The sequence below is a fragment of the Brochothrix campestris genome, assembly GCF_046058945.1.
Classification (GTDB): Bacteria; Bacillota; Bacilli; order Lactobacillales; family Listeriaceae; genus Brochothrix; species Brochothrix campestris.
The window spans coordinates 1624458-1643474 of the sequence record NZ_CP175511.1 but is presented as its reverse complement, the minus strand read 5'-3'; the positions used below and the strand labels follow the sequence as shown (position 1 = coordinate 1643474).

At 41.1% G+C, this 19017-nt stretch carries 14 protein-coding genes, 1 rRNA gene and 1 pseudogene; 12 read left to right on the top strand and 4 right to left on the bottom strand.

The window, feature by feature from the left end:
- The first annotated feature begins 68 nt into the window (after positions 1-68).
- Both ccpA and rlmD read left to right on the top strand, forming a co-directional pair.
- Positions 69-1067: a catabolite control protein A gene (ccpA, locus tag ACJYYY_RS08105; RefSeq protein WP_408868808.1), complete on the top strand. Its 999-nt coding sequence runs from the start codon at positions 69-71 to the stop codon at positions 1065-1067.
- 78 nt (positions 1068-1145) lie between these two features.
- On the top strand, positions 1146-2513 hold the full coding sequence (gene rlmD / locus ACJYYY_RS08100; RefSeq protein WP_035315616.1) for a 23S rRNA (uracil(1939)-C(5))-methyltransferase RlmD: 1368 nt from the start codon (positions 1146-1148) through the stop codon (positions 2511-2513).
- 58 nt (positions 2514-2571) lie between these two features.
- Here rlmD and ACJYYY_RS08095 read toward each other — a convergent pair whose 3' ends face one another.
- A complete protein-coding gene (locus tag ACJYYY_RS08095; protein WP_035315617.1) occupies positions 2572-2877 on the bottom strand; it encodes a hypothetical protein in 306 nt (101 codons plus the stop codon).
- 235 nt (positions 2878-3112) lie between these two features.
- Between ACJYYY_RS08095 and ACJYYY_RS08090 the strand changes: the two genes are divergently transcribed.
- The 4 genes from ACJYYY_RS08090 to ACJYYY_RS08075 all read left to right on the top strand — a co-directional run bounded on the left by ACJYYY_RS08090 (position 3113) and on the right by ACJYYY_RS08075 (position 9932).
- Positions 3113-3601 (top strand): Rrf2 family transcriptional regulator, encoded by a 489-nt coding sequence (locus ACJYYY_RS08090; protein ID WP_035315618.1) that lies wholly within the window; start codon positions 3113-3115, stop codon positions 3599-3601.
- A 16-nt stretch (positions 3602-3617) separates the two neighbouring features.
- A complete protein-coding gene (locus ACJYYY_RS08085; RefSeq protein WP_408868807.1) occupies positions 3618-6344 on the top strand; it encodes a YhgE/Pip family protein in 2727 nt (908 codons plus the stop codon).
- Between the two features lie 240 nt (positions 6345-6584).
- The gene (gene mprF / locus ACJYYY_RS08080; RefSeq protein ID WP_408868806.1) at positions 6585-9191 is read left to right on the top strand and encodes a bifunctional lysylphosphatidylglycerol flippase/synthetase MprF; all 2607 of its coding nucleotides are present in this window, start codon (positions 6585-6587) and stop codon (positions 9189-9191) included.
- 81 nt (positions 9192-9272) lie between these two features.
- Entirely contained in the window at positions 9273-9932 is a 660-nt protein-coding gene (locus tag ACJYYY_RS08075) for a DedA family protein (RefSeq protein WP_035315622.1), read from the top strand.
- 32 nt (positions 9933-9964) lie between these two features.
- Here ACJYYY_RS08075 and ACJYYY_RS08070 read toward each other — a convergent pair whose 3' ends face one another.
- Positions 9965-10900: a TIGR01777 family oxidoreductase gene (locus ACJYYY_RS08070; protein ID WP_035315623.1), complete on the bottom strand. Its 936-nt coding sequence runs from the start codon at positions 10898-10900 to the stop codon at positions 9965-9967.
- A gap of 66 nt (positions 10901-10966) precedes the next feature.
- On the opposite strand from ACJYYY_RS08070, the gene recX reads away from it, so the two are divergent.
- The gene (gene recX, locus ACJYYY_RS08065; protein WP_035315624.1) at positions 10967-11764 is read left to right on the top strand and encodes a recombination regulator RecX; all 798 of its coding nucleotides are present in this window, start codon (positions 10967-10969) and stop codon (positions 11762-11764) included.
- A 295-nt stretch (positions 11765-12059) separates the two neighbouring features.
- On the opposite strand, the pseudogene ACJYYY_RS08060 reads toward recX, so the two are convergent.
- A pseudogene (locus ACJYYY_RS08060) lies at positions 12060-12316 on the bottom strand (transposase); the annotation flags it as partial.
- A 144-nt stretch (positions 12317-12460) separates the two neighbouring features.
- Complete coding sequence (locus ACJYYY_RS08055) at positions 12461-13453, bottom strand: metal-dependent hydrolase (protein ID WP_408868805.1); 993 nt, start codon at positions 13451-13453, stop codon at positions 12461-12463.
- A gap of 139 nt (positions 13454-13592) precedes the next feature.
- Here ACJYYY_RS08055 and mutY point away from each other — a divergent pair, with 139 nt between their 5' ends.
- The 5 genes from mutY to ACJYYY_RS08030 all read left to right on the top strand — a co-directional run bounded on the left by mutY (position 13593) and on the right by ACJYYY_RS08030 (position 18811).
- Positions 13593-14687 carry an A/G-specific adenine glycosylase gene (gene mutY, locus ACJYYY_RS08050; protein WP_035315413.1) on the top strand — a complete coding sequence of 365 codons (1095 nt, stop codon included), beginning with the start codon at positions 13593-13595 and terminating at the stop codon, positions 14685-14687.
- Positions 14680-15432, top strand: coding sequence for an enoyl-[acyl-carrier-protein] reductase FabL (gene fabL / locus ACJYYY_RS08045; RefSeq protein ID WP_035315410.1), 753 nt, complete (start codon positions 14680-14682; stop codon positions 15430-15432). The genes mutY and fabL overlap by 8 nt, the downstream gene beginning before the upstream one ends.
- A gap of 238 nt (positions 15433-15670) precedes the next feature.
- Entirely contained in the window at positions 15671-16234 is a 564-nt protein-coding gene (locus ACJYYY_RS08040; protein WP_051457039.1) for a DUF402 domain-containing protein, read from the top strand.
- A 128-nt stretch (positions 16235-16362) separates the two neighbouring features.
- Positions 16363-16800 carry a peroxide-responsive transcriptional repressor PerR gene (gene perR / locus ACJYYY_RS08035; RefSeq protein ID WP_035315411.1) on the top strand — a complete coding sequence of 146 codons (438 nt, stop codon included), beginning with the start codon at positions 16363-16365 and terminating at the stop codon, positions 16798-16800.
- A 463-nt stretch (positions 16801-17263) separates the two neighbouring features.
- Positions 17264-18811: ribosomal RNA gene (locus ACJYYY_RS08030) — 16S ribosomal RNA — on the top strand.
- Positions 18812-19017: the final 206 nt, after the last annotated feature.

Below are 19017 nucleotides of genomic sequence, written 5' to 3'. Positions count from 1 at the left end.
TTTCAAGGTTTAAGTGAATATAAACTACATGGATGAAAAAATATAAAAACAACTGAAGGAGAATTTACATGACAATTACAATTTATGATGTGGCCCGCGAAGCAAGTGTCTCAATGGCAACGGTTTCCCGTGTCGTTAATGGCAATCCCAATGTTAAACCAGTAACAAGAAAGAAAGTGCTTGATGTTATCGAACGTTTAGGCTACCGCCCAAATGCGGTTGCACGAGGGTTAGCAAGTAAAAAAACAACGACTGTCGGTGTCATCATTCCAGATATTTCAAACGTGTTTTTTGCGGAACTTGCCCGTGGAATTGAAGATATTGCAACGATGTATAAATATAATATTATTTTGAGTAATTCAGATAATAATGCTGAAAAAGAATTAGTTGTGTTAAACACATTACTCGGTAAGCAAGTCGATGGTATTGTTTACATGGGTAATAAAATTTCGGATAAGGTGCAAGAAGAATTAACGCGTTCACACACACCAATCGTATTAGCGGGGGTATTGGACACAACGGATACGATTCCAAGTGTTAATATTGATTATAAGCAATCAACTTACGCCGTTGTATCTGAGTTGTTGGCTAAAGGGCATCAACACATTGCCTTTTTAAGTGATGGTCATGAAAACACGAATACGCGTGCTAAATACGATGGCTATGTGATGGCATTGACTGAGGCAAAACTAACAGTCAACCCTGATCTTGTTGTGGAATTGAGCGGCAACAATTACAACCAAGGTACATTAGGATGGGCACAATTGGCGGATAAACAAACGAAAGTTGAGGCGATTTTTGCTTCAGATGATGAAATTGCTATCGGTGCTTTAAACGCGGCACAAGACGCGGGTGTGAGTGTACCGAACGAGTTAGAAGTTATTACTTCGAACAATACGAAAATCACGTTAATGGCACGGCCACAATTGACAACAGTCGTACAACCATTGTATGATATCGGTGCAGTTGCAATGCGACTTTTAACGAAATTACTCAATAAAGAAGAGCTCACATCACCGCATGTGACATTACCTTATACGATTCAAAAACGAGGCACAACCAAATAGCACCAACGCGGGCGATTGGGTCAAACTGACTCAGTCGCCTTCTGTGAGTTAGCCGTTGGATGAAGGAGAGAATGTATCATGTATCAAGCACTACCAGTGCATAAAAACGAAGAAATTGATTTAATCGTTGAAAGCTTATCACACGAAGGTGTCGGCGTTTGTAAAGTTAACGGCTATCCGATTTTTGTGAAAAGTGCCTTGCCCGGAGAAACAATTAAAGTGAAAATCACTAAAACGTTGAAGAACTATGGTTTTGGACGTTTACAAGCAATCATTACACCGTCTCCAGAGCGTGTTACGCCACCGTGCGCCGTTTATGCGCAATGTGGCGGTTGTCAATTACAGCATCTCTCATATAAAGGACAGCAGGAATTCAAACAACAACATGTTATTGATGTTTTTCAACGATTAGGACATTTTGCAGATGTCACTGTTTTACCAACGAAAGGGATGGACAATCCTTGGGCTTACCGCAATAAGTCACAGCTCCCTTATGGCGAAGTCAACGGTATGAATCGTCTTGGCTTTTATCGTGAACGTAGTCATGACCTAATTGCCACTGAGACATGTTTGATTCAAAACACGCATAACGATGCAGCGATGCAAGCTATTAATACAATCTTAGCGAAGCATGAGGTGTTTCCTTACAATGAGCGTACAAACAAAGGTACCTTACGTCATGTGATGTTACGTTATGGTCGCAGTACGAATGAATTGATGGTCGTTTTAATTACACGGACACCCGATATGCCACGTCGTCGTTTAATTGTTGAAGAAATTGTGGCTGCTGTCCCTGAGATTGTCAGTGTCTATCAAAATGTGAATAAACTGAAGACAAATGTCATCTTCGGAGACCAAACAATCCATCTCTATGGACAAGATACTATCGAGGATACGATTCACGATGTTAAATTTAAAATATCACCACGGTCATTTTATCAAATCAATCCGGAGCAAACAGAAGTGTTGTATGCCGAAGCACTTAAAAGTGCAGGCTTAACAGGTTCTGAGAATGTCATCGATGCATACTGTGGTATCGGTTCAATTTCATTATGCCTCGCGAAAGGTGCCAAACATGTCTACGGTGTTGAAATTGTGCCAGAAGCAATTGAAGATGCGAAAGAAAATGCCTTGTTGAACGGCTTAACGAATACAACCTTCGAAGCAGGTCCTGCCGAAGTTGTCATTCCGAACTGGTATAAACAAGGTGTTACAGCCGACGTTATTTGTGTCGATCCGCCCCGTAAAGGCTGCGATGAGAAATTATTAAATACACTTCTAAAGATGAAACCAAAACGAATTGTGTATGTTTCATGTAATCCAGCCACCTTAGCACGTGATGCACGCGTGCTCGTTGATGGTGGTTATACCCTCAATGAGGTGCAACCAGTGGATATGTTTCCGCAAACTGCTCATGTAGAGGCGGTTTGTTCGTTCAGTTTATAGTGAAAAAAGACAAAAAAAGTCGTACCGACCACAGTGTAAGTGGTTAGTACGACTTTTTTTATTCGAATTCAATCGAGATGATGGCTTCATCAAGCGAATCTAACATCTCGTATTTAGCGATGAAATCTTCCCATGAAGATACGCTCGTGTCTTTACGGACTTCGAGTTTTAGTTTTTCAAACACGTTTCCAACAAAGTCGAGCCACATTTTATTTGTGGCTCGCATCATTTTTTCTTCCGTCCATCTTTTCTTGTTCGGACGACGTTTGTTTTTGGCCTCTTGGTAGGCAAAGGCATTCTCGATGAAAATCGTATGTGCCGATAAATTCGCTTCCAAGTATTCGGTCAGTTCTAACTTTGTCATATAGCTGTACTCCTTTATCATTGATTAGTTGTAAATAACAGTTCGCTCATTAAATACCTCACTATCTATTATAGCACTGCGAGCTCAGACTGCCACCATTCTATCTATATTAACGAAAATTAGAATTTTTTTTGCCAAAAGACTTGCCTTTTTTGAGAGAAAGTACTATATTGTATTAGGGACAACAAAAGACCCTAAAGGACAATGAAAAGCGCTATAGTGAGGTGGAGAACAAATGAAGTTTTCTAAGAGTATGAAGCAAGCGATTTGTATCATGGTGTTACTTGCGACGCAAACGGCCGATAAGTCGCTGAAATCACAAGATATTAGTGAGCGATTGCAAATGTCACAGGCTTATTTGAAGAAGATTATGCGTAAATTAGTTGTGGCAGATTTAATTAAATCGGTTTCAGGCAATAACGGTGGTTATATGATTGCCAAATCAATTGATGAAATGACCTTGTATGACATTTATTATGCGGTATGCGGCCCAGTGCAAACATTCAGTGATGAAGATGATATGCTGTTACAAGCATTTAGTGGTGGCATGTATGCCGAAGATGGCTTGCAAGCACTGGAAAAAGTGTTTTTACAAATGGATGCGGGCATAGAACGGTTTTTAAAAGGTATTATTGCTGGACCGTTTTTAACTAATATATTAGGTGTCACAGACATACCACAAGTCGATTGGACCAACAGGGACCAAAATATAAGTAGTAAGTAAATGGGGGAATAGGTGTATGTGGAAACAACAATGGAAAACTTTAGCAAGTAATCGTACCTTATTAATTTCGGTGATTGTGTTACTTTTTATCCCGATAATGTATGCAGGCACTTTTTTAGGATCGATTTGGGATCCGTATGGCAAGACTGAAAATTTCAAAGTCGCGGTCATCAATCACGATCAAGCGGTTGAAATGGACGGCGAAAAATTAAATGTCGGAGAACAATTGGTTGATAACCTGAAAGAAAATGACACCTTTGATTGGCAATTCGTTAAAAATGAGACCAAAGCGAATGAACAACTTAAAACAGGTGACTACTACATGGTTATCACTATTCCAACAGATTTCTCGAAAAATGCAGCGACACTATTAGATGATGAACCGCAAAAAATGCAGTTAAATTATGCTACGAACCCGGGTAAAATTATGACAGGGGACTTAATCGCCACTCAAGGGGCGACAACAATTAATCAAACGATTTCACAAACAGTAACGGAACAGTACAGTCAAGCCTTATTTGCACAAATCACTAAAATGGGTGATGGCTTTGGTGAGGCAGCTGACGCCTCTAGTAAATTGACCAAAGGGACTAACACAGTCAAAACCGGTAATGAAACAATTGCCGAAAACCTCAAAAAAATGTCAGATAGTACCTTAACGTTTCAATCAGGTAGCGAACAATTGGTTGTGGGGGTAGAAGCCTTACAAACAGGTGTAAACCAATTGAATACAGGTGCAACAGCATTAACAACAGGTGTATCAACCTATACAAATGGCGTCGGTCAACTGGCTGAAGGTTCGACACAGCTGGCAAGTGGCGCGAATCAGCTCACAAGTAATTCAGCCCAATTAACAACGGGAGCCAACAGCCTAGCAAACGGATTAGGTCAATTGCAAGCGGGTAGTTCAACACTACAAACAGGTGTGAGCGCTGTTGCTGATGGGAATCAGCAATTAAGCACTGGTTTAAATGAGTTAGCAACAAAAGCACCAGCCTTAACAGCGGGCATCGATCAACTCGTAGACGGTCAAACGAGTTTAACTGCCGGTTTAACGACGCTGAGTGATAAAGGTGGAGACTTAGTAAGTGGTGTGAAACAATTACAAGCCGGTATCAGTCAATTAAGTGATGGTTTGGCTGGTGATTTACCGGCGATTGATACGGCAGCGATTGAGTCAGAGTTAACCACTGTTGGTACAAGCATGCAAACAATTGCTAGCAGCGTACAAGCGCCAGCTGACTCAGCTGAAGTGAAAGCGGTGCAGCAGACAGCCGCCTTCAAAGCATTAACACCCGCACAACAAACCGAATTGATGACGGCTTTACAAGGAGCAGTCGGATCCAAAGCACAACAACAAGGCGCAGCATTAGCAAGTGCTAAAGAAAGTCTTACAAATGTGGCGACAGCTTTACAGGCGATTGGTGATGCTGGTTTAACTGAAAAAGTGACTGCTCTGAAGACTGGCGTAGCTCAACTTCAAACCGGGATTGACCAACTTGCACCAGGATCAGAACAATTAATCGCGGGCCTTAATGAGGCTCAAACAGGTAGTGAAGCGTTAGTCACAGGAGCGAAAAAAGTACAAGCAAGCGCTCCAACATTAACAGATGCAATTAATACAGCAGCAGCTGCAAGTGCGAAATTAGCAAATGGATCCTCTCAAGCTAATGAAGGTGTTTCACAACTTGCAACGGGACTCAACAGTGCTTCAACCGGTTCAGAAACGCTTAATAGTGGCCTAACAACTTATACAAATGGGGTGGCAACCTTAGGTGAGGGTGTTACTACTTTACATAATGGTGCAGCTGAACTTGCTGCTAATTCAGGTCAACTCCAAGCGGGTGCGTCTCAACTAGCAGACGGCACACAACAATTGGCAGCTAAAACACCTGCTTTAGCTAGTGGTGTCGGACAATTAAATGATGGTGCAAGCCAACTGCATGACGGTTCAACTAAATTAGCAGAAGGCTCTAATAAATTAACAGATGGTTTAACTCAGGTAGCAAGCGGTACTGTTAAATTAGGTGACACTTTAGGTGAAGCCTCAAATAAAGTAGCAGATACGAACTTGAAAACAGCCAATGCAAAAATGGTGGCAAAACCAACTGATTTAAACAAAACAGAATTAAGTAAAGTACCTAACTATGGTCATGGTTTAGCACCTTATGTAATGGCCTTAGCCTTATTTGTAGGCTCATTAACCTTTAATGTTATTTTCCCGATTGAGGTACCTGTCTCTTATCCGAAATCAGCACTGTCATGGTGGTTTAGTAAATTCAGCGTGATGATTGCGCATGCGATTGTCCAAGCGCTCTTATTAGATGTTATTATGGTGTTAGGGCTCGGTTTAGAGGTGGAACATATGGGACAATTTGTGCTTGTATCACTCTTTACATCACTTGCCTACATGTCGATTGTATCGTTCTTAGCGATTACCTTTGGTAACCCAGGTCGTTTCATGGCAATGATTTTACTTGTCTTACAATTAGGTGCAAGTGCCGGAACCTTCCCATTACAATTAACGAATGGTTTCTTCCAAGTCTTGCATACAGCTTTGCCAATGACATATGCAGTCAATGGTTACCGTCAGGCGTTAACAGACGGTTTATCAAACGGTGTAGTGGGTCAAACACTCGTTGTTATGACACTCTTTATCCTTGCATTCAATGCCCTTTTAATCGGAGTCTTACATTTGAAACGAACAAAAAATTACCGTTTAGAAGGAACTATCGAAGCTTAATTGCATGAAAATAACTATTCAGTCTTATCATCTCGTAAACAAACGCACTGTAATAAAATGCGAAAGAAAATGAAGTCTGTTTGGATTTTGTCTACAATGTGAAACAAGTCGTCTAAAGGCGACTTGTTTTTTTTGGACTCATTTGACTAACGTGACAACAATGTAAGTAGTGTTGAGGTAGTAATTTATAACCAAAACAGTTAGAATGGAGATATTATGTCATGTTAGGGGTTTTATACTATGAAAGTACTGTTTAAACGCATATTACAGTTTTTAAAAACAAATAGTCGGACTGTTAAATTTGTTTTCATTGGTTTGATTGTGGCTGTTTTAACTTTTGTGTTAGTGTCTGAAGGGCGCAACATCAATTATCCGCTGTTGAAAGCACATATGGTCGAACAAACGCCGCAAACAATCGGTTTAGTGTTATTGGTCGGTGTTATCGCCTTGCTCCCGATGTTATTGTATGATTTTGTACTTGTTACATTATTACCGCGTAAATATTCAAAAATGCAAATTGTACAAGCTGGGTTTATTGCCAATACCTTTGCCAATATTGGTGGTATGGGTGGGGTAGTTGGCGCTTCAATACGAATGTTGTACTACGGTAATGAAGAGGTTAAAAAGAAAGATTTACTGTATGCCTTATCTAAAATTGGCTTATTCTTATTATCTGGCCTATCAGTCTTAGCTGTTGTCATCTTATTGTTTTTCATGGTTCCTAGTTATACACAACATGTTCATAAGTACTGGCCATGGCTAGTGGCGTGCTCGCTTTATTTACCTGTTCTGTGGTTTTTGACGAACAGTAAAAAGTACACGTTCTTTACAGATTTGACGCCGAAGAAGAAAGGTGTACTCGTGTTTGCTTCAACGATGGAATGGCTCGCCTCAGGCTGTGCGTTTGTCGTGATTGGCTGGTTGTTAAATGAACCGGTGAATGTCATTAAACTATTCCCGGTCTTTATTATCGCATCGATAGTCGGAATTGTTTCATTGATTCCCGGTGCTTTAGGATCGTTTGACTTAGTGATGTTGCTTGGAATGAGTGCACTCGGAATTAATAGTGAACTTGCGATTGCATGGGTGTTGTTTTACCGGATTGCGTATTATTTTGTTCCATTTTTCTTATCAGTCTTTATTTTAATGAGTCATGGCGTGCGCAAGTTGAATTTGTTTTTAGAAGGCATTCCGGCGCTAGCAATCCGAAAAGTCGCTCATATTACACTGGTTTGTTTCGTTTATTTAGCAGGTATATTGCTCATTTTAACTGCTGCCGCGCCAAATGTCGGAAACCATTTTAAACTGGTCCATGACGCAAAAAGTTTTGGTTTTATCTTTTTATCTCAGCTGACGGCTGTTACATATGGCTTTATCTTAATTGGTCTCGGACGAGGGATTGAGCGTAAAACAAAAAAAATGTACCTAGTGACCGTAATAGTCCTTGCCTGTGCGATTTTAAATACTATCTTACGAGGTGTTTCGCTTAAACAAACGCTTATTTTAGGAGTAGTATTACTTTGTTTAGTATTAGCACGCAAGGAGTTTTATCGTGTTAAATTTGTCTATACGTGGAGTCGAGCGTTAATTGATACCTTTATTTTTAGTGTCGCCATTTTTGTTTATCTCTGGATTGGTATTTATAATCGTCCATCACTCCGAAAACCTCACGTTGTCCCCGACTGGATGGTTGTTAAATCGCAAGAAATTTGGTTTTTAGGTATCATGGGAATTTTAATTGCTGGTCTTATCTTGGCGTTGCTTTATGTGTATACGACTTATACAACCGAAACATTAGGTTCACCCTATAATAAAACGAAAATCGAGAAGCACTTTGCAACCTATGGTGGGAATGATATTTCGCATTTGGTTCATTTAAGAGATAAACATATCTTTTGGTCAAGTGACGATAAACTGATGTTTATCTACCGTACATATGCCGATAAGATGGTCATTATGGGGAATCCGATTGGCGATCTCAGCTACACGCAGACGGCAGTAGAAGAACTAATGGTTCGGGCCAATCAGTTTGGCTACCGTCCAGTCTTTTATGAGATTGATGAGGCAATGATTGCGATGTTGCATGAACATGGATTTGACTTCATGAAAATTGGCGAACAAGGCTATGTCGATGTGGAAAACTTCACCTTAACAGGTAAAAAGAAAAAAGGCTTGCGGGCTGCTATCAATAAAGTTGAACGTGAGGAATTTGTCTTTGAAATGATCCAGCCGCCATTTACGGCGGAATTGATGGCGGAGTTAAAAGCGGTATCTGATAATTGGTTAGGTAACCGCAAAGAAAAAGGCTTTTCGCTTGGTTTCTTTGATGCAAGTTATATCGAAGCGGCGCCGGTTGCAGTCGTTAAAAATGAAAATGGGCGTATTGTCGCTTTCGCGACGATGATGCCTTCACATACAACCACATTATCTTCGATTGATTTGATGCGCCATTCAGAAGAGGCACCATCAGGTATTATGGATTTCTTGTTCGTCAATTTATACCAATGGTCGCAAGCGAATGGTTATCAAGAATTCAACCTCGGGATGTCACCGCTCTCAAACGTCGGTGCAAGTCGCTATGCGTTTGTCAGTGAACGAATTGCCGGGTTTATTTATCGCTTCAGTCAAGACTTCTACGGATTTCAAGGGTTGCGTAATTATAAAAATAAATTTGTTTATGACTGGCGCCCACGTTATATTGCCTTTCGTAAAAGTAGTTCAATTGCCTTTACGATGATTCAACTAATGTTATTAATAAGCAAACGACGCTTGTTAGCGCCACAAGATATTCAGTATGATGATGTAACAGTGAGCGAGGACTCTTCTGAAGTAAGCGATCGTTCTTAAATCCTAGCTTATAACTTTATTTATCCCTCGAGGGTATGCTATTATTTAAGGGTAAGTAAAAGTAGGAAAGAGAGCGATTGAATGACAATTATACAGAGTATCATTAGTTTCATAATCCATATCGATACACATTTAGTAGAGATTATCCAAATGTTCGGTGGCTGGTCGTATGGTATTTTGTTCGCCATCGTCTTCGTTGAAACCGGCTTAGTTATTTTCCCCTTTTTACCGGGAGATTCGTTGCTTTTTGCTAGTGGCGCATTAGCTGCAATGGGCTCGTTTGATTTAAAATGGTTGTTGATCATCTTTTTAGCAGCTAGTATTATTGGTGATTCGGTCAACTACGAAATCGGTAAGTTAATCGGGACATCGATTCCGAAAAACAGCTGGTTAGGTAAGGTTATTAGTGAAGAACGAATTGCGGTAGCAACAGCCTTCTTTGATAAACACGGGGGCAAGACGATTGTCTTTGCACGTTTTATGCCATTTATTCGAACCTTTGCACCCTTTATTGCGGGTGCTTCACGGATGCGTTATCGTCAGTTTTTAATGTACAATGTCATTGGTGCCGTTTTGTGGGTATTCCTCTTTGTAATTATTGGTTTCTTTTTTGGCAATATCCCCTTTGTGAGTGAGAACTTCTCCGTAGTCATCTTGGCGATTATTTTTATCTCGATTTTACCAGCGGTAGTTGGTTGGCTCAAGACGAGCCTACAGGAGAAGAAAAAAGAACGAAAATAAAGTACATAAACAGTAAGAGAGGTATCCGTGTATTAGCGGATGCCTCTCTTTGTTTGAACTAACATTGTTAAGGCCTCTTTTAAAAAGGGATAGTTAAAAGTGAAGCCAGCGTCTGTCAATTTAGTGGGGATTACACATTGGCCCTCGGTGATTAAAACAGCTGAATCACCTAAAAGTGTGTGTAGCATGAAGCGTGGTAACGGAAAAAAGCACGGTCGGTGAAGTGTTGTTGCTAATTGTTTGGCAAAGTCAGCTTGTCGAACAGGATGAGGGGCACTCAGATGAACGACACCATCCAATTGTGGTTGTTTAATGATAAATAGTAAGGCTGCAACACAGTCTGCGAGATGAATCCAAGAATACCACTGTTCACCAGAGGCGATTTTGCCACTGAGGCCCAATTTAGTAATCAGTCGCAGTGGCGCAAAGGCTCCTCCTTTAGGGGCGAGAATTAAGGCGAAGCGGCAATAAACGACTCTCACACCTAGTTGAGCGACTGCAGCTGCACTAGCTTCCCACTGTTGAACCACTGTGCTTAAAAACGAATCGTCAGGTGAATAGCTCTGTGAGTCGTAATAGGGGGTATCATCCGCTGGATAAAAGCCGATAGCACTAGCGTTAATCCAGACATCAGGTTTGACTGTAAGCTGTTGGACAAACAAAACGAGAGCACGTGTGCTATCGAGACGACTCGCCGTTATTTCAGCTTTTGCTTGCGTCGTCCATCGTCGAGGCCCAATCGGGGCGCCTGCTAAATTATAAATCACGTCAAATTTCAACTGTAACTGCTCGACAGTATAGCTGATTACGTTAGCTGAGGGTGGACACCATGTGATAAAATGAAGATAGGTTGAGGATTTGTTAGTCGGTGATCTCGTTAAAATGTAAACATGATGTTGCTCGGCAATGAGTGCTGCCGTTAAGTGTGAACCGATTAAGCCGGTTCCACCGCTAATAAGTATATTCATCCCAAAACCTCCTCGGTTGATAACTCTAGTTTAGCTTATCAACGAGCAAAAGGAAGGAAGAGTGACTTGAAGAAAATCACAAAGATTGAAGTACAGAAGAAAAATGAGGAACGTTTTAATATATATATCAATGATGAATTCAGCTGTGGCGTTGATATGGCTGTTTTGACGAAGTTAGGATTGCGTAAAGGCATGGAAGTTGATGATGACTTGTTGGCAGAAATGACCGATGAAGAAACGCATCGGAAGGCGATTAACCGTGCCTTGGTCTACCTAGCGGTGAGGATGCGATCAGAAAAAGAAATCATTGCTGATTTACAAAAGAAAGAGTATGAAGAAGATGCGATTGATGCAGCCTTAGTATATTTACGCTCGAACAAGTTTGTCGATGATAATGCCTTTGCAAAAATGTTTTGTCGGACGATGGTTAATACAACCTTAAAAGGACCGCAGTTAATTATTAGAGAGCTGCGCCAAAAAGGGATTGCTGAAAATGACATTGAAGAAGCCCTCACTTATTTTACCGATGAACTACATGATGAGCATTTGTATAAGGTCTTGCATAAGGTGGCTCGGACACAACATAACGTATCGCAGGTTAAGTTGAAACAGAAATTACAAACAACTGTCATGGTTAAAGGGTATTATGGCAATAAAGACGTGTTAGAATCTGTCTTGCAAGAGTTTGTTTCTGATGAAGAAGAAGCGGATGCCCTGAAACTACAGTATGAGAAATTCGAACGGAAGTTTAGCAAGTATAAAGGTTACGAACAAAAGAGTAAGATTATTAAAGGATTAATGCAAAAAGGTTTTAAATATGAAGCGATTCAAAACATGTTAGCAGATTTAGACGAAGAGTATTGAAATAAGGAAGTAGTATGTTAACCAAAAAGAAAGCACTCATTTTTTGAGTGCGTCAGACTGAAGATAAACGCTGTTCTAGGTCGTCAATGCCTCGCCTTCTCGGAGTCGAGTACCATCTGTACACTCACCTCAAAGGCTCGTGTTTCCTAGAACAAAAGAATTTAAAGCCGTTCTAAACGGCAGTGATTGGAGAAAATAACGTCTCGACTATTTCCCGTCGATGCGTTATTTTTGAAATCACCCAAGTTTAGGATTTAAATACGAGAGGATATAACAACGTTTCTTTTCAGTCAAGTCATCTTGTAGCAAAAGCAAATTGTCTATCGATGATTTTCGATAGAAAATTTGCTTTTTTTGTTATTGTCATTAAAAAAATGACTTTTTTTATTTTAACAGAGGGATTCCAATCCCAATTCACCATTTTTTTCAAGTTCATTACAGTATAAGTCAACATCATCTGCAATGTCACGTATCGATTCCACGATAACGCGTCCATCGCATACCATGCTTTTCTTTTGCATCAGCAAAAATACGTTCAACAGATTTTTTCCGACCGATTTAAGGGGGGACTGCGCGTAATGGGAAAGCGTTAGACGAATACACCGCAGCGAGGAGGATGAGGCAACGCCCGCAACAGCTTCCCTCATAATTGGAAGGGAAAAGTAGCAAACCATATTGGTTTACTACTTTGCTGTATTATAAATAATGTTCATCTAAGTATAGTTTTTTTTGTAGTTTTCCTTGTTTGAAAATCCACCCCGTATAAGAAGAATGGATATGTAGGTGTTGATCGAGTTTAACGACAGCTACAAACGGATAATGTCCGTTGCTACGATATCGTAGATCGGTAAAGACGACTAAATAGCCATTGTCAGAGAGACGTTCGAGTTGCCAACGGTATACTTTTGAAAACGATAGAAATGAACGAATGTTCTCATCTTCTAACGCTTTTAATATAATAGGGTCTTCCATCGGTAAAGGAAGTCGTTTGAATTTTTCAAGCATCGTGACCTGTGTCCGATAGGCGCGTGCAACATAATAGGTATCTTTTGTAATGACAGCAATACGCCATTGAAAAAAATGTGAAGTTGATGAAATCATTATTTCTTCGACCTCATCGTCGATAAGACGAATAGTTGAGCGACGTACACTACGTTGGATGGAGTAGCGCAATACGTAATAAGCGATTAAACTCAAATACATCGTACCGAAAATGATAAGTGGTTGCCGGTACAGCATCCACAGAAGAACTGCTAGTACATGACTTCCGAAAATATACCAATCAAAGGTATTGATGAAACCAAGTCCAATCCATTGTCTGCTGAAAGGTCTTAAGGCTTGTGTGCCGTAAGCGTTGAATATATCAACAAACACATGCAGACAAACAGCGAAGCAACTCCAAAGGAATAAATGGAGCCAATTAAATTGAAAGGCGTATCCGAAAACAAGCGTTATTAAAGCAGGCCAGATGAGGAGAAACGGTAATGAGTGCGTGAGGCCACGATGATTCCGAATGTAAATGCCGTTTCCTTTAAGTTTTAAGATAGTATCAATATCAGGGGCCTGTTGAGCAACAACCATCGCACCCATCAGTCCAAGCATACTAATATCAGGTGTTTGAAAAGCAGGGTCAACGGTTGCCAAGCCGCCAATTGCAATCCCCATAGCTAAATGTGTGGCTGAGTCCATTAAATCTCCTCCTAGTAATCATAGTGAATACTCGTTATAATAAAAAAGATAATAAATGCGTTACTGACTAATACCATTATCTAATTGTTATTATACAGTGTTGTCACTGATGTATCAAAAAGGAGTCGCTAAAAGAGTGATGAGTAATTGGAGTGAACAAGAAAAACAACAATTCCCAGATAATCTCGTTACCTGGTATGAAGATGAAAAACGTGAGCTTCCGTGGCGTGAAAACAGAGACCCTTATCGGGTATGGGTATCAGAAATAATGTTGCAACAAACACAAGTAGATACAGTTATCCCTTACTTCGAACGTTTTATGACACTGTTTCCGACGATGCATATTTTTGCGGAGGCACCAGAAGAATTGATTTTAAAAGCGTGGGAAGGATTAGGTTATTATTCACGCGTGCGCAATTTACAAACAGCTATGAAAGAAGTCGTGGAACTGTATGATGGCATAGTGCCAACCGATAAAGAAACGGTTTTAGCGCTTAAAGGTGTTGGACCTTATACAGCCGGTGCTATTTTAAGTATCGCTTATAATCAACCAGAGCCAGCAGTGGATGGTAATGTGTATCGTGTCTATTCACGTTTGATGGAAATTGAAGATGATATCGCGAAAGCTAAAACACGCAAAGTGTTTGAAAAGGTCGTTGCTGAAACAATATCACAGACAAATCCAGGTGCCTTTAACCAAGCATTGATGGATTTGGGTGCCACTATTTGTACGCCTAAAAACCCAAAATGTGCTGCGTGTCCAGTGGCGCAATATTGCCGTTCGCATGCTAGTGGGACCATGCTTAACTTTCCAGTCAAAACAAAAAAAATTAAAACAAAGCAAAGGTACTTAGTAACAGCGATTATTCAAAATAACGCTGGCGAAATTCTCGTGCAGCAACGACCCGAGACAGGGTTATTGGCTAATATGTGGATGTTTCCTTCTATAGAAGCGGATAAACCCTTTGCCGACCTAGCGACAAGTTTCAAAATCGGTCTTGATTTACCGGTGTATGTCAATCAAGAGTCGCTCGGGCAAGTCAAACACGTCTTTTCGCATCTGAAGTGGGAAGTTGAGACACTAACCGGTATCATCACAACCGATGAGTTTAAACTACCGGAAAACTACCGTTTTGTTTCGATTACTGCAATGAAACACTTACCGTTTCCGGTACCGTATCAAAAAGTATGGCAATTATATTTAAAAACAAGGAGTGGAATGAGAGATGAATAAGGTAGCATTAGTAACAGGTAGTAGTAGAGGGATTGGGCGCTTAATAGCAATTCGTTTAGCGGAACAAGGCTATGATATTGTTGTTAATTTTAATCGTAATCGTAAAAAAGCCGAAGAAGTACAGGCGGAAATAGAAGCCTTAGGTCGAAAATGTTTAATCGTCAAAGCTAATGTAGGTGACGTCACTAAAATCCAAGAATTGTTTGCAACAGTCGCATCAGAGTTCGGTCGTTTAGATGTGTTTATTAATAATGCAGCCAGTGGTGTCTTGAAACCGGTGATGGAATTGACAGAAAAACATTGGGATTGGACGATGTCAATCAATGCTAAATCACTTTTGTTCGCAGCGCAAGAAGCGGCTAAATTGATGACTCGTACCGAAGAAGGCGGTGCGATTGTGAGCTTGAGCTCAATTGGTTCAATGCGCGTACTTGAAAATTACACAACGGTGGGCGTCTCGAAAGCCGCAGTCGAAGCCTTGACGCGATATTTAGGTGTTGAATTAGCGAGTGAAGGTATCCGCGTAAATGCAGTGTCAGGAGGCGTTGTACAAACAGAGGCGCTGGACCATTTCCCGAACCGTGAGGAGTTGTTGGCGGATGCAATTAAACACACACCAATGGGCCGCATGGTACAAGCGGAAGATCTTGTTGATGCGGTGATGTTTTTAGTTTCAGATCAAGCTAAAATGATTTGTGGTCAGACGCTTGTCATTGACGGTGGGCGCTCATTACCCGTTTCATAAAATAACGGTACCGCTTTAATTTTATTACATCCTTATGGTATACTTATTAGTGAAATTAGTTGTAAATAGAATATAACCATGAACACTAGTTATATTGTGCTTGTATTTAGATGCTATCAAGCAGTATTTGCCGCAAAACAGCCATAATGATGCCGTAGTCGTTGCTTAGATGACTTAATAAGTGAGTCGAAGAACGAGTGTTAGAGTTATGAGTTATTCCAGAAAGTAGGTTATAACAATGTGTCTTCCGAATGAAGGGGACGTCATTAAGATTCAAAGTTATAAACACGACGGTAAACTTCATCGTACCTGGAAAAAGACGACTGTTTTAAAGGCGACTGATCAATTACTTATCGGCGGAAACGATCGAACGCTGGTGGTGGAATCTGATGGACGCAAATGGATTACGAGAGAACCAGCAATTTCTTATTTTCATAAAGAACATTGGTTTAACGTAATTTCGATGATACGTGCAGATGGGGTCCATCATTATTGTAATATTGGTTCTCCTTATCTGATTGATAACGAAGCACTTAAGTATATCGATTATGATTTAGATATTAAAGTGTTCCCAAATGGGAGTTTTCATTTGTTAGACGAAGATGAATATGAGTTCCGAAAACGTTCAATGCATTATCCCGAAGAGGTTGATCGTATCCTGAAACAACAGCTAGGCATTTTGACAGAGTGGGTACTCGATAAAAAGGGACCTTTTTCAGATGACTATATTGATTTTTGGTACTATAATCAATACCGTTCGCTGCATCCGAATAATGACGTTGTGAAAAACACTGATCTTTAAAGATTAGTGTTTTTTTTGAAATAATGAATTCTTTAATGAAAAACAGCGATAGGAATCATTGACAGTTGGTCGACCTTAACAGTAGAATGAGAATAGTTATAAAAAAGTAAGTGAAAGGATGATATATCATGGAACATACACATGATCATCTACAAGAAGCGATTGATGTTTTAAAACATCGAGGTGTGAGAATTACGCCACAAAGACGAGCAATTTTAAACTTTCTAATCGAAGCCCATACACATCCGACTGCAGATGAGATATATAAAGCGTTGGCTCCGAATTATCCAAATATGAGCGTTGCAACTGTCTATAATAATCTTCATGTATTCAAGGATGCGGGGATTGTGAAAGAACTGTCTTATGGTGATGTATCGAGTCGCTTTGATTTTGCCTCGCATGAACATTACCATGCGATTTGTGATAATTGTGGAAAAATAGTTGATTTTTCGTATCCAGGTTTAGAAGAAGTTGAAAGCTTAGCAGCTCATGTCACTGGGTTTGCTATTTCACGTCATCGGCTAGAAGTTTATGGTCTTTGTGATGAGTGCAAAAAGAAAGTTTGAAAACTTGTTGACGGCAGTAAAATGATTTGGTATTATAGAAAATGTCCTTGATAAGAGAAGGAAGAAAAACAGTTGCGGGAATGCAAAATGATTTTTTTGAACTACTCTTATATTGAGAGTACGTTGATTTTGTAAAGCTAGGTATGAGAAACAATGCCTTCGAAAAACAGTTGACAAACTGAGAGACAACATGTTATTATTAGTAAGTCCTAAAGAAGTTTCTTGGGAGAAACAATTTTATTTGATAGAAAAGTTGTTGACTCAAATCAGCGGGCGTGATATACTAAAGCAGTTGTCAGCGAGAGCCGATAACGATTGACCTTTGAAAACTGAACGAACAAAAAGATGTTATATGCTTAAACTCTTAGGAGTTTAACCAATTAATTTCGTAACGACAACAAGTAATAAATTTTTAGCTAGCGAACTAGTTAAGGATCATTTGACGGTTTAAACACCGTTACTTTTTAACGAGAGTTTGATCCTGGCTCAGGACGAACGCTGGCGGCGTGCCTAATACATGCAAGTCGAACGAACGGATAAGGAGCTTGCTCCTTTGAAGTTAGTGGCGGACGGGTGAGTAACACGTGGGTAACCTGCCTCACAGCTGGGGATAACATCGAGAAATCGATGCTAATACCGAATGTGCTGAACATCATAAGATGTTCAAGTGAAAGACGGTTTCGGCTGTCACTGTGAGATGGACCCGCGCTGGATTAGCTAGTTGGTAAGGTAATGGCTTACCAAGGCGACGATCCATAGCCGACCTGAGAGGGTGATCGGCCACATTGGGACTGAGACACGGCCCAAACTCCTACGGGAGGCAGCAGTAGGGAATCTTCGGCAATGGACGAAAGTCTGACCGAGCAACGCCGCGTGAGCGAAGAAGGCCTTCGGGTCGTAAAGCTCTGTTGTTAGAGAAGAACAAGGGTGAGAGTAACTGTTCACCCCTTGACGGTATCTAACCAGAAAGCCACGGCTAACTACGTGCCAGCAGCCGCGGTAATACGTAGGTGGCAAGCGTTGTCCGGAATTATTGGGCGTAAAGCGCGCGCAGGCGGTCTTTTAAGTCTGATGTGAAAGCCCCCGGCTCAACCGGGGAGGGTCATTGGAAACTGGAAGACTTGAGGACAGAAGAGGAGAGTGGAATTCCAAGTGTAGCGGTGAAATGCGTAGATATTTGGAGGAACACCAGTGGCGAAGGCGGCTCTCTGGTCTGTTACTGACGCTGAGGCGCGAAAGCGTGGGGAGCAAACAGGATTAGATACCCTGGTAGTCCACGCCGTAAACGATGAGTGCTAAGTGTTAGGGGGTTTCCGCCCCTTAGTGCTGCAGTTAACGCATTAAGCACTCCGCCTGGGGAGTACGACCGCAAGGTTGAAACTCAAAGGAATTGACGGGGGCCCGCACAAGCGGTGGAGCATGTGGTTTAATTCGAAGCAACGCGAAGAACCTTACCAGGTCTTGACATCCTTTGACCATTCTGGAGACAGAACTTTCCCTTCGGGGACAAAGTGACAGGTGGTGCATGGTTGTCGTCAGCTCGTGTCGTGAGATGTTGGGTTAAGTCCCGCAACGAGCGCAACCCTTGATTTTAGTTGCCAGCATTAAGTTGGGCACTCTAAAGTGACTGCCGGTGTAAGCCGGAGGAAGGTGGGGATGACGTCAAATCATCATGCCCCTTATGACCTGGGCTACACACGTGCTACAATGGATAATACAAAGGGTCGCGAAGCCGCGAGGTGGAGCCAATCCCATAAAATTATTCTCAGTTCGGATTGCAGGCTGCAACTCGCCTGCATGAAGCCGGAATCGCTAGTAATCGTAGATCAGCATGCTACGGTGAATACGTTCCCGGGCCTTGTACACACCGCCCGTCACACCACGAGAGTTTGTAACACCCAAAGCCGGTTTGGTAACCTTCGGGAGCTAGCCGTCTAAGGTGGGATAGATAATTGGGGTGAAGTCGTAACAAGGTAGCCGTATCGGAAGGTGCGGCTGGATCACCTCCTTTCTAAGGAATAGGAACACACCTTCGGGTGTGACAAGTTACATTAATTGTTGTATGACATCTGCTTGTTCGTTTAGTTTTGAGAAGTCAATCTTCTCATTTATGTTTGTTCTTTGAAAACTGAATACTAATTGATATGAAATAGAAAGACCAAGTAACAACCGAGACTCATTTTAGGTGATTTATAATCATCAGGTCGTATCGCACGA